This is a genomic window from Clostridium sp. KNHs205 (assembly GCF_000702945.1).
Classification (GTDB): Bacteria; Bacillota; Clostridia; order Lachnospirales; family Lachnospiraceae; genus Anaerocolumna.
In genome coordinates this window covers 440630-455786 of sequence record NZ_JNLE01000005.1, presented here as the reverse complement: position 1 = coordinate 455786, position 15157 = coordinate 440630, and the positions used below count along the sequence as shown (strand labels likewise).

Here is a 15157-nt window from a genome sequence, read left to right as displayed (position 1 = left end):
GAGAATTAAGTTAGCCTCTTCATTCTGCGAAAATCTACCGGTGTAAAGCCCGTTTCTTTCTTAAAGAGTTTTGTAAAATAAGAATAATTGCCATACCCTACTTTATCCGATATAAGATTAACTGACAGTACCGTGTTGATAAGCAGATCCTTTGCCGTTTCAATACGTTTTTTTATAATGTAATTAACCAGGGAAGTCCCAGTTTCTTTTTTAAAGAGTCTGGCAGTGTAGTCCGGATCCAGGTATACAATTTCAGCCAGGCTGTTACGGTTAATATCCTCTGCAAAATGTATGTCAATAAACTCACAGATAATAGAGGCTACTGACTTTTCAGAAGCTGAGAAGGCGGCATAATCCAGAGCAGTATTTACCAGATAGGTAATGTAGAGTAACATGTTTTCAATGGATTTAGAAGACAGCTCCAGCAAGGTGTCATTGGTTTTGCCCTGTATCAGTTTATGAGCCAATATTCCTTTCTCTTTTAAGAAAGAATAGATAAGCTGTATGACATCAATCTGGAAACTGGCTAAAACTGTGTAGTTCAATTTATCAGATTGAGCCAGCGTGGTCAGGTACTCTTTACAGTAGGAAGTAAATAATTCACGTTTTTCCAATTGCAGATATTCATCCAAAAGCTTCAGGTTGGGTAAGGAGTACTCGGCCTGCACCGGTATGTAGTCACCCAATAAAAAGACCTTATCCTTACAAGCTATGATATTTTCATTCATGGCTTGTAATTGCTTCAGTCCGCTGTGAAACTCCTGGAAGGAAGCAGGGAGTCCTATATAACTGCTAAGGGAGGCATCATATTTTTTATTCACCAGCCGTATGAGTCTTGTACAGTAATCGGATAATCTGGGCAGCAATTCTTCCGTTGTACTGTCCGTGGAGTTAATAATGGCAAGAAAACTTCCATTGACAGGATCTAACTCTAAAAGAATGTCGTGAGGAGATAATACTTTCTCAAAGGTTTCCTGGAAAGAATTTTCAAAGCCCATCCTCAGCTTTTTAGCATCCGGATAAGAAAATGTTATTTCATTTTTAGCGGTTAATTTAATGGTAAACAGGTCAAAGAGAATAAGAATAAATTTGTCCGTCATTTTATAGGGTAAATGATTTTTAGTCAGACGTGCTTTCAGTTCCTCTTCCGTATAAGCTGCTTCACGTTTTAGATAAGCACTCCAGAAATGCTCTGAAATATTTACCTTGATATCCTCCCACATGGTAGTAATATTAGCTGCTTTTTTTGCCTGATAACCTGCTTCTACTTTTATTACTGCTTTTTTAACAATTAGGGCGAGCTTGTCAAATTCAATGGGCTTTAAATAATATTCCAGACTTTGCAGTTCCACTGCTTTTTGTGCAAAAGTAAAATCAGCATAGTTGGTCAGAAAGATAGTCTGAATATCATAATTTTCTTCCCGTACCCAGGTGAGGAGATCAATACCGGTTCCCTGGGGCATGTCGATATCTGTAATCAGAATCTGTACGGAGTTTTCCCTGATTACTTCTTTGGCCTGGCTTATATTAGAGGCAGTGTAGACCTCATGAAGGCCCAAAGCCTTCCAATCCATATTTTGAAGCAGGGCCCCCAATACAAAGCGGTCGTCGTCAACAAGTAATATATTCATAAAATTCTTTCTATATAGTTGAATCCTGTCTTTCCGGGATTAGAAATACCTTAAATCAGGCATTTTTATATCGGAAGCGGTATAGTACTTCATTCAACTTATATAATCCTCCTCTATTTATTTTCTGTATGAAAAGGCAGTAAAAGCTCTATGCATGCACCCATATCTATATTATTGGAGAATTTCAACTCATACTCTTCACCATATAAAAAGGTGAGTCTTTCTTTGGTATTACTGATTCCAATTCTGGTACCATCTTCACCGGCAAGGGAGTGGCGGCTGTTTAATACATTGAGTGCCTCATTGCTAAACCCCGGACCGGAGTCTTTCAGAAGGATTTTCAGGCAGTCTTTCTCCAATCTCCTGCATTTTTGTACCGTTAATGTAATCTTCAGGGTGATGGTAAGAGATACGCAGTGCTTAATGGTGTTCTCAATAAAGGTCATAAGGATAAGAGGAGGTATGACAGCCTCATCTGCTCCGGCTTCTATATTACATTGATAGGAAAAGGCAGAACCGTACCTTAGGCTTTGTATATTTAAATAATCATTAACATGATTAAGTTCATATTCCAGCTTTATAAAATCCTTATTTGTCTGGAACAGGTAGCGCAGATATTTGGAGGTAAAAAGTGCCATGGACTCAATCTCTTTATAATTCTTTGTCTGAGCCATACTGTATATGGTAGTCAGGCAGTTTAAATAGAAATGGGGTTTTATCTGCTGCTGTAAGAAACCTATTTGAATGCGTTTCTTCTCCAGCTCCTCTTCATATAAGGTGATTTTTAATTTGGTTATTTCCCGCATCAGATTCTTAAACTGCATGCTGGCCTGCTCCAGCTCAATGATATTGCCATCCTGCAAGTCCAGCAGATTGGAACCTTCATTGATCTTAGAGAGATTTAAGGAGAAATTCCGAATTGGCTTAATCACCTTTTGCTGCATATAAAACAGAAATACAAACAAAGTTAAAGCTACAATAAAAGCCATGATAATGACAAAAATCTGTATAATAATAATCCGCTCATAGGACCAGTTATCAACATAAATATTTAAAGTAAAAGGCAGATTCGATTCTTCATTGCCAAAATATAAGCGGCTTAAAAAAAGTGGATTTCCCGGGCTGTGCTTCTTTTTGGAATCCGTGTTGGCGAGGATGGTATGGTTTGCATCCTTCATAAGCATATAGCCATTGGCACCAAGCTTTACATCTTCAAGAGGGGTCAGAATATCTCTGGCGGAAATCAGTGAAATAAAAGTACGGTTATTATAAGTTATAATATAGTAGAAGTAATAATTCTTACGTATTTTTAATATCTTCCAGTCGCTGCTGTTTTTTAAGGTCTCACCGCTTTCGATTTTTTTGAGAAATTCTTTCTTGCAGATAAGATAATCAGAATAGGAGAGGTTAAGGGCAGAACTGTTAAAGAAAAGGTCCTGCTCCTTCAAATACAGGAAATACTGATATTCCCTGCCTGTCGCATATTGATTGTCACTTACTCTGGTACGAAAGGTAGAGATGGCATCCATGCGTTCACCGAAATCGGTACTGGTCTCCAGGGTCTCTACCAGTGGCTCATGGATGGCTGTCCAACGGACAAAGTGCTCTACGGCTACGGTTTTTCGAACCGTCTCATTCTGGTATAAAGTTATGGTATTGGATATATGAGTTACATTTTGCTGCCTGGTAGTGATAATGGAGAAAAAGCTAACCATAATGTTAATAACAATAATCGGAATGGACAAACTGATTAATACTTTTATATAATGCTCCAGTGAATAACTGGATCTGTATCTTTTTTTTCCCATTTAAGCTCCTGTAATGGTAATTTTATGATTGGAGGTGTAAAGTCAGGTTACCATTTAGTACTACCCTGTAGTACTAGTTTATCACTATTATACAAGAATAGACTCTTAGATACTAGCAAATTTCCCAGGAAGACGAAATAGTGCTAGGGTAAAGTCGGAATTGTTCTATAGACCCTTGTATAAATGTGATAAAATTCCCACTAAAGGAGGACGCAAAATGAAAAAAATATCAAATAGTACCAAAGGGGCAAGAGTTTCTTTGGGCAGAGGGTTAAAGAAGAGTATTCCGCTATATATACTTTTATTTCCGTCTGCTGTTCTTTTGTTCTGCTTTGCGTATTTACCGATGTATGGTCTTATAATTGCCTTTAAAGATTATTCACCGGCACTGGGGATTATGGGGAGTCCCTGGGTAGGCTTCAAGCATTTTATAAAGTTTTTCAATTCGTACCAGTTTGCACTAACACTCAAAAATACATTATCTATCAGCCTTTATGGAATTATTGTCGGGTTTCCGCTGCCGATTGCTTTGGCATTGTTATGCAACCAGATCAGAAACCAGAAGTTTAAAAAGGTGTTTCAGGTAACAACCTACCTTCCGCACTTTATTTCCACCATGGTTATGTGCGGTCTGATACTGATCTTTTTGTCACCCAGCAGCGGAATCATAGCAAACTTTTTCAGGCTGTTTGGAGTAGAGTTACCAAATTTCATGGCAAGCGTATCGGCTTTTAAGCATGTTTATGTATGGAGCGATATCTGGCAGCATTTAGGCTGGGACAGTATTATATATCTGGCGGCTTTGTCTGCCATAGATCCTACATATTACGAAGCTGCTACCATTGACGGTGCATCTACGATGCAGAAAATCCGTTATATCGATATTCCGCTGATTCTATCCACTGCCATGATACTGTTAATCTTAAGAGCAGGCGGTATTTTAAGTGTAGGGTTTGAGAAAGTATTGCTGCTGCAAAATACCCAGAACTCCATGGGCAGTGAGATTATTTCTACTTATGTCTATAAAGTTGGCATGCAGAGCTTTCAATACAGCCTGTCGACTGCAATCGGTTTGTTTAATACGGTAGTAAATTTGGCGGTACTCTTAGTGGTTAACTGGTTTTCAAAGAAAACTACAGATACCGGTTTGATATAAGGAGGGGTTTTTCATGAGCAGACAGAAACCCGTTAGAATGAAAAAGAGCCGTCAGGACAGAATAGTTGACTTTGCTATCCACGCCATTGCGGTTTTGATGATATTGGCAGTTATTTATCCTTTATGGTTTATTATCATAGCATCCTTTAGTAATCCGGCAGATGTTGCCAACGGAAATGTATGGGTCTGGCCGAAGAAGTGGATACTGGACGGATACCGGGAATTGTTTAAACAGGCAGCTATCTGGCGCAGTTATGGTAATACGATAATTTATACCTTAACAGGTACACTGGTTGCATTATTAGTTAATATTACCGCCGGATATGCCATGTCCCGAAAAGATATGGTGGGAAGAAAATGGATTAATTTATTCTATATTATACCAATGTTTATCAGCGGCGGTCTGATACCCATTTATCTGGTAGTAAAGGACTTTAATTTATTGGATTCCTTCTGGGTTATGATAGTACCTTTTTCGGTATCTACTTATAATATAATTGTGGCAAGAACATTTTTTAATTCAAGCTTACCGGAAGGACTATGGGAATCTGCACAGATTGACGGCTGTGGTACCATAAGATATTTCTTTCGGTTTGCAATACCCTTATCCAAGGCAATTATTGCCGTAATTGGATTATGGACGGCAGTAGGCATTTGGAATTCCTGGTTTAATGCTTTGATTTACTTGCAGAGCTCGAACTTACAACCATTACAGCTGTTACTGCGAAGAATACTGATATCTAATCAGTCACTCCTTGGAGCTGCTACAGGGGAAATGGCATCTGAGCTTCGAAGACTGTCTGATATGATGAAATATGCATCAATTGTAATCTCAACCATTCCGATTATGTGCTTATATCCTTTTCTGCAAAAGTACTTTAATCAAGGGGTTATGATAGGTGCCATTAAAGAATAATTGGAGGAGATAGTTATGTTTAAGAAAGCAGTGAGTGCCATAGTTATGGCAGCAATGTTAGCAGTCTCATTAACAGGCTGCGGGGGAAAGGGAGGAGATAATAACGCTAATCCGACCTCTCAGGAAAGCCAGGGCAAAGGAAATGAAACAGCAGAGCAGAATTCTTTTAAGGTGGCTACAGTGCGTTGGGCAGACTGGGGTGAAGCCTATCATGAAGGCTTTGTAGATACTGCTGCTGAAAATGCCGGTATTAAGATTCAATGGGAAACTATTCTTAATTCTGACTGGGGGGATAAAAAAGCGGTATTAATGGCAGGCGGTGATTTACCTGATGCATTTTTAGGTTCCATCTGTTTTTCTGCGGCTGAAATCGCCTCAAACCAGAATTCCTTTATTGCTTTGGATGATTATATTAATGAAAACATGCCTAACTTCAAGGCAATTCTGGAAAAAGATCCGACAATGAAGGCACTTGCAACTTCCTCTGACGGACATATATACGGACTTCCCAGTAAAAAACCCTGCAGACCGATAGTAGCAAACCAGATGTTCATCAATCAGACCTGGCTTGATAACTTAGGCCTCTCAATGCCTCAGACATATGAGGAATACTATAATGTATTAAAGGCGTTCAAGGACCAGGATGCCAACGGAAACGGTGATCCCAACGATGAAATTCCTTATGGACAGGGTTATGCCGATACTACAATGTTCTTCCTGCTTCCTTTTGGTATGACCATTGGTGCAGATAATACTTATTTAATGTCCATCAAAGACGGACAGCCGGCTTACCTGCCCACCCTCGACTCCTACCGTGAAGGTATTAAATGGATGCATAAAGCTTATAGTGAGGGCTTGATCGATCCGGAAGTGTTTACACAGGATACCTCCATGAGAGATGCAAAGCTTATGAATGAAACAGCTTTAATCGGTTCAGCGCCTGGTTGGACAGCCGATGCAACTTTTGGTCCCAACTCTTCACAGTATACAGCTTTGACAGCCTTACAGGGACCTGACGGAGAGCGTTATATCTCTTCTGATCCAGAGCACTGGAATTACAGCAGAAACGAATTCATGATTACCAATAACTGCGAAGATCCCGGAGCACTTCTTCGCTGGATGGATCAGTTCTATACAGAAGATGCCTCCATTCAAACCTTCTATGGCTCCTTTGGTGTAGGTGTTGAAAAAGAGGGAGATACCTACTCCCTGCTTCCTCCTACCAATGGAGATTCCGCAGATACCTTTGCATGGGTTAATTCTCTTCGTGACTTTGGTCCGAAATATATAGCGGATGGTTTTAATGATAAAGTTAAATTACCTGCAGACAGTGGTGACGGACTGAAGCTTGAGCTTGATAAAGATTTAAGCCAGTATGCAAAACCGGCATATCCCAATGTAAGTTATACCAATGAGCAATTAAATGATTTATCAACACTTTATATGGATATCAATTCTTATGTAACTACCATGCAGGCCAAATGGGTAACAGAAGGCGGAGTGGAAGAAGAATGGGATACTTACATTGATACCTTAAAACAGATGGGCTATGATGATTTCATGAAAATACAGATGGATGCATTTGAAACCTATCAGGCAAATGCAAAATAAATAAATTGAAATAAAAATTCTTACCTGTCAGTCTAACTGCAGCTGTAAAAGCCTTGCTGTAGTTAAGTGTTCTTAAGAAAATACTGCATAATAAATACAATTGATGTGCCGGCAAGCCGATATCTTTCATATAACTTGCCGGCATATTAAGGCTTGTCTGAAAACTCATGGCACGGTTCTGAATGTCCCACTCAAGCAGTTTTCAGACACATCCCAGATAATATTAATTAATGTATCACATCAAGAGAAGATGCCTATAAAAGAAGCGGAGTTCAGAATGTTTGGAAAAATAGTAAATTTTGAAGCAAAACAGCAAGATGTAGAAATCGTATTTGAAAATGGCAGGGGTACAATTTCTATTATAAGTGACCTCATAATACATGTGTTCTCAAAATTTGAGGATAATGGAAAGTCAAAAGCCATTGAGGAGCCAGTATTATGGGATACAGGATTTAGCGCGGCCATGGCAGGGGATTGCCTGGTTATAAGTACGGCGAAAGTTACCATCAAAGTTTATGAGGATTTTATGGTGGACTTTTATAAAGCAGACGGAAGTATTTTATGCAGGGACTACCGCGGTGAGCGTAAGCTTCGGCTTGTACTTAGTGAAGAGTTAATTGAACTGATGGCAAAAGAAGGACATCAGCTTAAGAATGAAGTGAATAACCATAAGCTTCAGGTGATAAAAGAACTGGAAGGTGATGAATATTTCTACGGGCTTGGAGACAAGACCGGGTTTTTAAATAAAAGAGGCTACGATTATGAAATGTGGAATACAGATGACCCCACACCTCAGGTAGACAGTTATAAGACTTTATACAAAACCATACCTTTTCTGATTACGGTAAAGGCTAATAGTGTCTATGGTATATTTTTTGATAACACCAACCGTTCTTACTGGGATATGGGAAAGGAAAGCAGTGAATATTTTTATTTTGCAGCTGACCGGGGAAACCTTGACTATTACTTCTTTACCGGGGAAGAAATGAAGGACATAATAAAAGGCTACACCGCCCTTACCGGCAGGGTTAACAGGCCACAGCTGTGGAGCCTTGGGTATCATCAGTCCAGATGGGGCTATGAAACGGAAAGCGATGTCAGAAAACTGGCGAAAGACCTAAGAGACAATCACATTCCCTGTGATACCATCCATCTGGACATTGATTATATGGAAAAATATAAGGTCTTTACCTGGAATAAAACTTCCTATGATGCGCCTAAGAAAATGCTTCAGGATTTAGGGAAAGATGGATTTAAGATAGTTACGATTATTGATCCCGGAGTGAAAGCGGAAGAAGGTTACAAGGTTTACGACGAAGGTGTGGAAAAGGATTATTTTGTGAAAACACCGGAAGGTGAAATCTATGTGAATCAGGTATGGCCCGGTGATTCTGTTTATCCGGACTTTGGAAATGAAAAGGTGAGAGAGTGGTGGGCAGATAACCAGAAGTTTCTGTTGGATTACGGAGTTCGAGGAGTATGGAATGATATGAACGAACCTGCCAGCTTTCAAGGTGAAATTCCTGAGGATATCGTATTTTCCGATGAAAAGAGAAAAGCAACCCATGGTGAAATGCATAACGTTTATGGGCACCTTATGTCCAGGGCAACCTATGAAGGTCTAAAGAAGTATGATAAAAGAAGACCTTTTGTCATTACCAGAGCCTGTTATAGCGGAAGCCAGAAATATACTACAGCCTGGACAGGGGATAACCACAGCATTTGGGCACATTTACAAATGGCAGTTCCCCAATTGTGTAATTTAGGCTTAAGCGGTATGAGTTTTGTGGGTACGGATGTTGGAGGTTTTGGTTCAGATACTACAGCCGAACTCTTAACCAGGTGGGTTCAGGTGGGATGCTTTTCCCCGCTGTTCAGAAACCATTCCAATAAAGGCAGCTTCTATCAGGAACCCTGGCAGTTTGGCAAGAAGACCATGGATATTTACCGTAGATATGTAGAGTTAAGATATAAGCTACTGCCATATTTCTATGATTTATTTGTGGCAGGGGAGCAAAGCGGACTTCCTGTCCTAAGACCTCTTGTACTTCATTATGAAACTGATTTAAGAGTCCGTGAATGCAACGACCAGTTCCTGGTAGGTGAAAGTCTTCTGGTTGCACCGGTGGTTATGCAGGGAGCTCTTAACCGTATGGTATATCTGCCAGAAGGAAATTGGATAGATTACTGGACTGGCAATGTAGTAGAAGGAGCAGGATATCTCATTGCAGATGCACCTCTTGAGGTTTGCCCCCTCTACGTTAAGGAAGGTTCTATCATCCCCAACTATCCGCCTCAGGAATATGTAGGGGAAAAGGAAATTACAGCACTGATTCTTGATATCTATTGTGGGGATGGCGTATATACCCATTACCAGGATGACGGAGAGAGTTTTGATTATATTGAAGGTGTGTATAACCAATATGAATTTTCAATTACAAAAGAAGGAATTTTTACGGCAGAGCTTTCATACAGAGGATATGAGAAACTTTACAGCTCGTTTATCCTAAAGGTTAATGGTATAGAAAGAGAGATACCCTTTGAAGGAAGAAAAGTGGAGATTAAATTAAGTAATAACACTGAAGTATAGCGCAATGGCTCTACCCGGCAAAAGATAAAGGGTACTAAGTCAAGCTCCTTTTCTTATAGCTGTTTTTGGTTCTATGGCTGAGGCTTGTACAGCTCAGCCAGTTGCCGGTTTAGCTTTTATTTAGCCGCACCAGCAAAAAGCTGTATCTGTACAGAAAAATTGTTATTTTTAAGGCATTATCTTTTGAATTGTACCGTCCGTGTTGTATTTTAACTCTGCATATTTGACACAGCGCTTATGATTAACTCCGCCGGATAAGGAACTGTCATGGTAGAACAGATACCATTTATCGCCGAACTGAACAATGGAATGGTGTGTCGTCCAACCAACAACAGGTTCTAAGATTCTTCCCTGATAGGTAAAGGGACCCTGGGGATTATCACTGATAGCATAGACAATGTAATGAGTGGTACCGGTTGAGTAGGACAGGTAATAAATTCCGTTGTACTTATGCATCCAGGGGCCTTCAAAATACCGCCTGTCTTCATCCTCTGCCGTTATCCTGTTTCCGTGTTCATCCAGGATTATAATTTCCTGAGGCTTATTCTTAAAGGAAAGCAGATCATCGCTTAGCTCAGCGACCATTGGTCCTAAGGCTGGTGAATTGCCGGAGGGAGCTATGGCATCTGCAAGAAATTCCCCCGTCTGCCATTTTTCCAGCTGACCGCCCCAAAGACCGCCAAAATACAAATAAGTCTTTTGATCCTCATCAGTGAAAACAGCGGGATCGATACTAAAGCTTCCGGGTATATAGGTTGTCTCTGCATGGAAAGGACCGTCAGGACTTGTACTGGTTGCAACCCCTATTCGGAATATGCCATCTTTATCTTTGGCCGGAAGAAATAAATAATAGATACCGTCTTTGTAGGCAGCATCAGGAGCCCATAATTGCTGGCTGGCCCAGGGAATATCTTTTAGATGGAGTGCTTCGCCATGATCAGTGCAGGGAGAAGCTATGTTCTCCATGGATAAAACGTGGTAATCCTCCATCTTGTATTGGTCACCATTATCATTATCCGGTTCGTTATGTTCAAGGTCGTGAGAGGGATAGATATAGAGTTTATCTTCGAAAACGTGAGCGGACGGATCGGCTGTATAAATATGTGTGACTAAAGGTTGTTTAGGTTTGGGAATATACTTCATTTTTTGCCCCCCATTATGATTTTACTATAATGATTTTATCAAAATAGTCATATCATATCTTCCCAAAACTTGCTGTTCGTTTATCACTTATTGCGATTTTCTATTTCAGTCTTTTTTTTCTGTAAATAATAGTTGCATAAGAAACTAATTAATGGTATGATGAGATAGTTGCAAAGGAAACTAATGAGAAAGGAGTGAAGAAAGCTGGAGAGTATAGGAAAATTAAATGCAGCTATTTATAGAAATCTTCAAAGTATTATAAATGCAAAACTAAAAGATATATCAATACAAAGCGGTCAGCATGATTTTTTTTATGTAATCTCTAAAAATGAAGGTATTAGCCAGAAGGAATTAAGTGAATTCCTGCTTGTTGGCAAATCTACTACAGCAAAGGCTGTAAAATATTTGATACAAAGTGGTTATATACGTAAGGAAAAGGATGAAAAAGACAGACGTATTGATAGATTATATTTAACAGAGGCGGGAAGGGAGATTGCTCCCAGCTTGCAAAATACCTTTCATGAACTGGTAAACATAACAACAAAAAACTTATCAGAGGCAGAAGTAGAACAAATACTGATACTTCTAAATAAAATACTGAAAAATGTAACAGATGAGAAAATGGACTTAGTCTCTAATACGGACTGATTGGAATTAGAGGAGATTCTTTGTGAAAGAACAACAAACATTATGGACAAAAGATTTTATTATTATTTCAATAGTAAACCTTCTTTTATTCTGCGGATTTCAAATGCTTTTACCCACATTGCCCGTTTATGTTAAATCCTTAGGAGGAGGGGATGCTTTATTAGGCTGGATCATCGGAGCCTCTACCGTAGCATCCCTGATGATTCGTCCGGTAGCAGGGATTATTCTTGATAAGATGGGAAGAAAGGGCATTTTTATAATTGGCCTGTGTATTATTATCCTGGTAACCATAGCTTATACCTGGTTTCCTGTGATTGGTATAATTCTGGTATTTCGATTTATACATGGTATAGGATGGGGTATGGCAAGCACCTCCAGCAGTACGATTGCCTCCGATGTTATACCAAAAAGCCGTTTTGGTGAAGGAATGGGGTTTTTCAGCTTATCCAGCAGTCTGGCAATGGCTCTGGCACCTGGTATCGGCTTATCCATACTTGCCCGATATGGATTTACCAGGATTGCCTTATTGTCAGCTGTACTTGGGATTATAGTATTGATTTTATCACTGTTTATAAGAAACAGTATAAAAGCAGAGAAAAGTGAGGTGAGGGTAAAAGCGGCAGCTTATGAGAAGGCTTCTGTCTTTCCTTCAGTTGTTATATTTTTTACCTGCGCCACCTATGGTTCCATTACAGGTTTTTTATCCCTCTATGCTTCTGAAAGGGGAATTCAGAACATCGGCATGTTTTTCACCGTATATGCTGTGGTTCTGCTGCTGTCCAGACCTATTTGCGGAAAATTGACGGACCGTTTGGGAGTAAATATTGTTATCTATCCCGGCCTAATATTACTAATCATAGCAATGCTCCTTTTATCAAATGCAGGAACACTGCCTGTATTTTTGATGAGTGCCGCTCTATATGGTCTGGGATTCGGAGCTGTGCTTTCCTGTCTGCAGACGCTGGCAGTCCTGCGGGCACCGAAGGAAAGACTGGGGGCAGCTAATGCTACCTTCTTTACGGGGTTTGACGGAGGGATAGGATTTGGCTCCGTGGCAGGCGGTGTAATTGCGACAGCTGCCGGTTACAGCCGTATGTACCTGTATTTTTCTTTGTTTATTGTTATTGCTGGAATTATATATTTCCTCGGAAATAGAAAAGTGTGCTGATGCACGCAGATGGGAGACAAATATGAATTTTTGTTGGGTTACACTGCCGGTTGTAAATTTAGAAGAAGCTTTATCTTTTTATAATGGGGTCTTAGGTCTGCCGGTTATTAGTCGTCATAGCGGAAATGGGATAGAAATGGCTATGTTGGGTGAGGAAAATCAACCTAAAATTGAATTGCTGCAAACTACTGCAAACGAGAAGAAAGTGCTTTATTCTGATATATCCATAGGTTTAGCAGTTGAATCCTTGGAGGACACCATGGAATATCTGAAGAGTCGGAACATACCTATACTAAGAGGCCCAATTGCGCCCAATCCGCACACAAGGTTTATCTTTATTAAGGATTCGGAAGGTTATGAAGTTCAATTAGTAGAAATGTCATAGTAAGGGTATTCTGGCTGTATAAGAATAAATAGCTGAGAGAAGCTGTAGGGTTTCCTGGTATCACTGTCTGCATTGATTGTTGGTGTTTTTGAAGATATGTTAATATGTATCAAACACAGCAATATATCTTTAAGATGTGCAGATGTGTGGAGGGAGGCTGTGCAGCTTTTTTTGCATATGGATTTAAATACAGCAGCATTTTTTGAGTAGACATATGTTGACATAACCTTCAAATGACAGGATAATATAATTCATATAAAACCGGAATACTACAAAGTGAGAGAATAATTCTAACTTTATGCTAAGGCACCAGTATTTAAAAGGAGGTACAATGAAGCAAGAATCATATGAGACAGCACAGAACCTTACACCGGACTGTGATTTCCCTAATATCGGAAGGCCTGCTTTAAATGCTCTTACAGAGGCAGGTTATACAAAGCTTTCACAACTTACAAAGGTTTCTGAGAAAGAACTGTTAAGATTACATGGGGTAGGGCCTAAGGCCATAAGAATCCTGGCAGAGGCTTTGGCAGCAGGAGGCAATTCCTTTGCAGGGCAATAGTAGGAAGTATGGACGTGGTTAACAGAGAAGGAAAAATTAAGCTGCGAAAGATAAAAGAGGTTAATTAATGGGAGTTAAAAGTTTTCAGGATTTTAGGTTAAGTGAAGAAATAAAAAAGGCATTGAGCGGACTTGAATATAATATACCTACCGAGGTTCAGCAGCAGGTGATACCAAAAGCCTTGGAAAATAATGATCTGCTGGTAAAAGCACAAACAGGCAGCGGGAAAACGGCAGCATATGCGATACCCATATGTGAGCAGATTCAGTGGCTTGAAAATAAACCCCAGGCTCTTATTCTGACACCGACCAGAGAGCTGGCGGTTCAGGTGAAAGAGGACTTTACCAACATCGGCAGATTTAAGAGAATCAAAGCTACGGCAATCTACGGCAGACATTCCTTCTCCATAGAGAAGACAGAACTAAAGCAGAAGTCCCATGTTGTTGCAGGAACCCCCGGTCGTGTTCTGGATCATATCAGAAAAGGAACCCTGCCCTTAAACAAGATAAGTTATTTAGTAATCGACGAAGCTGACAGAATGCTGGATATGGGATTTTTAGAACAGGTTGAAAGTATCCTGAAAGAGCTCAGGACTGAACGTGTAACAATGATGTTTTCTGCAACAATACCAGAAGAAATCCTGAATATAACATCAAAGTACTTAAGAAATCCTGATTATATTGATATCAGTAAGTCAGACACTCCAGCAAAGGAAATAAAGCATTCACTTTATTATACGGACAATGAGGATAAATTTGAATTACTGAGAGATGTTACGATTATAGAGAATCCGGACAGCTGTATTATATTTTGCAGAACCAAAGAGCAGGTGGATTTGGTATGTTATCACCTGACTGCTATGGGATATCCCTGCCATAAGATTCATGGCGGGATGGAGCAGGAGGAGCGCCTGTCTTCCATGAACCGCTTTAAAAGAGGAGAGTTCAGCTATCTGGTTGCTACAGATCTGGCGGCCAGAGGAATTGATGTAGAGAATATATCCTTAGTCATAAATTATGACCTGCCACTTGAAAGAGAAGTCTATGTTCACCGCACCGGAAGAACCGGACGAGCAGGTCAGATGGGAAAAGCCATTTCCTTTGTAACAACAGCGGAAGACAGGTATTTAAAAGATATCGAGAATTTCATTGGATTTGAGATTACCCAGGCGGTCAGACCGGCAAAAGAGGAAGTTGCCCTTATGAAACCTGCTTTTGATAAGAAACAAAAAGCAGCTCCGGTTATCAAGGTAATGAAGAGTGATAATCTCAATAGGGATATAATGAAGCTTAAATTCTATGGCGGTAAGAAAAAGAAACTCAGAGCAACGAATTTTGTTGGGGTTATTTCTAATCTGGATGGCATTACAGCTGACGATATCGGGATTATTACTATTCAGGATACACTTACCTATGTAGAAATACTTAATGGAAAAGGTCCGCTGGTCTTGGAGGCAATGCAAAATACCATGATAGGCGGTAAGCAATTAAAGGTTCTTAAGGTAAAATAGCCAATATTTATTAAAGCCCCCTTTTATTG

General features: G+C 39.8%; 12 protein-coding genes. 9 read left to right on the top strand and 3 right to left on the bottom strand.

Features of this window, described 5'->3' with window-relative positions; genetic code table 11:
- Positions 1-5: 5 nt before the first annotated feature.
- A complete protein-coding gene (locus BR73_RS0121655) occupies positions 6-1631 on the bottom strand; it encodes a response regulator (RefSeq protein WP_033167967.1) in 1626 nt (541 codons plus the stop codon).
- A 113-nt stretch (positions 1632-1744) separates the two neighbouring features.
- Complete coding sequence (locus BR73_RS27785) at positions 1745-3439, bottom strand: histidine kinase (protein WP_051685475.1); 1695 nt, start codon at positions 3437-3439, stop codon at positions 1745-1747.
- A gap of 217 nt (positions 3440-3656) precedes the next feature.
- Here BR73_RS27785 and BR73_RS0121645 point away from each other — a divergent pair, with 217 nt between their 5' ends.
- From BR73_RS0121645 to BR73_RS0121630, 4 genes are all read left to right on the top strand, one after another.
- Positions 3657-4595 (top strand): ABC transporter permease subunit, encoded by a 939-nt coding sequence (locus tag BR73_RS0121645; RefSeq protein WP_033167966.1) that lies wholly within the window; start codon positions 3657-3659, stop codon positions 4593-4595.
- A 13-nt stretch (positions 4596-4608) separates the two neighbouring features.
- A complete protein-coding gene (locus tag BR73_RS0121640) occupies positions 4609-5511 on the top strand; it encodes a carbohydrate ABC transporter permease (RefSeq protein ID WP_197032713.1) in 903 nt (300 codons plus the stop codon).
- Positions 5512-5526: 15 nt separating this feature from the next.
- A complete protein-coding gene (locus BR73_RS0121635; RefSeq protein ID WP_051685474.1) occupies positions 5527-7122 on the top strand; it encodes an extracellular solute-binding protein in 1596 nt (531 codons plus the stop codon).
- Positions 7123-7399: 277 nt separating this feature from the next.
- Entirely contained in the window at positions 7400-9712 is a 2313-nt protein-coding gene (locus BR73_RS0121630; protein ID WP_051685612.1) for a glycoside hydrolase family 31 protein, read from the top strand.
- A gap of 168 nt (positions 9713-9880) precedes the next feature.
- On the opposite strand, the gene BR73_RS0121625 is transcribed toward BR73_RS0121630, so the two are convergent.
- Entirely contained in the window at positions 9881-10855 is a 975-nt protein-coding gene (locus BR73_RS0121625) for a glycoside hydrolase family 43 protein (RefSeq protein WP_033167965.1), read from the bottom strand.
- Positions 10856-11059: 204 nt separating this feature from the next.
- Here BR73_RS0121625 and BR73_RS0121620 point away from each other — a divergent pair, with 204 nt between their 5' ends.
- From BR73_RS0121620 to BR73_RS0121600, 5 genes are all read left to right on the top strand, one after another.
- Positions 11060-11503, top strand: a complete 444-nt coding sequence (locus BR73_RS0121620) for a MarR family winged helix-turn-helix transcriptional regulator (RefSeq protein WP_033167964.1) — start codon at positions 11060-11062, stop codon at positions 11501-11503.
- 22 nt (positions 11504-11525) lie between these two features.
- Positions 11526-12671, top strand: a complete 1146-nt coding sequence (locus BR73_RS0121615) for an MFS transporter (RefSeq protein WP_033167963.1) — start codon at positions 11526-11528, stop codon at positions 12669-12671.
- Positions 12672-12693: 22 nt separating this feature from the next.
- Complete coding sequence (locus BR73_RS0121610; RefSeq protein WP_033167962.1) at positions 12694-13056, top strand: VOC family protein; 363 nt, start codon at positions 12694-12696, stop codon at positions 13054-13056.
- 331 nt (positions 13057-13387) lie between these two features.
- Positions 13388-13618 (top strand): hypothetical protein, encoded by a 231-nt coding sequence (locus BR73_RS0121605; protein WP_033167961.1) that lies wholly within the window; start codon positions 13388-13390, stop codon positions 13616-13618.
- A gap of 67 nt (positions 13619-13685) precedes the next feature.
- A complete protein-coding gene (locus BR73_RS0121600; protein WP_033167960.1) occupies positions 13686-15128 on the top strand; it encodes a DEAD/DEAH box helicase in 1443 nt (480 codons plus the stop codon).
- Positions 15129-15157 lie beyond the last annotated feature (29 nt).

Excerpts from the sequence above, each read along its gene's own strand:
- BR73_RS0121655 (WP_033167967.1), bottom strand. The coding sequence starts at position 1,631 with ATGAATATATTACTTGTTGACGACGACCGCTTTGTATTGGGGGCCCTG.
- BR73_RS27785 (WP_051685475.1), bottom strand. The coding sequence starts at position 3,439 with ATGGGAAAAAAAAGATACAGATCCAGTTATTCACTGGAGCATTATATA.
- BR73_RS0121645 (WP_033167966.1), top strand. The coding sequence starts at position 3,657 with ATGAAAAAAATATCAAATAGTACCAAAGGGGCAAGAGTTTCTTTGGGC.
- BR73_RS0121640 (WP_197032713.1), top strand. The coding sequence starts at position 4,609 with ATGAGCAGACAGAAACCCGTTAGAATGAAAAAGAGCCGTCAGGACAGA.
- BR73_RS0121635 (WP_051685474.1), top strand. The coding sequence starts at position 5,527 with ATGTTTAAGAAAGCAGTGAGTGCCATAGTTATGGCAGCAATGTTAGCA.
- BR73_RS0121630 (WP_051685612.1), top strand. The coding sequence starts at position 7,400 with ATGTTTGGAAAAATAGTAAATTTTGAAGCAAAACAGCAAGATGTAGAA.
- BR73_RS0121625 (WP_033167965.1), bottom strand. The coding sequence starts at position 10,855 with ATGAAGTATATTCCCAAACCTAAACAACCTTTAGTCACACATATTTAT.
- BR73_RS0121610 (WP_033167962.1), top strand. The coding sequence starts at position 12,694 with ATGAATTTTTGTTGGGTTACACTGCCGGTTGTAAATTTAGAAGAAGCT.
- BR73_RS0121605 (WP_033167961.1), top strand. The coding sequence starts at position 13,388 with ATGAAGCAAGAATCATATGAGACAGCACAGAACCTTACACCGGACTGT.
- BR73_RS0121600 (WP_033167960.1), top strand. The coding sequence starts at position 13,686 with ATGGGAGTTAAAAGTTTTCAGGATTTTAGGTTAAGTGAAGAAATAAAA.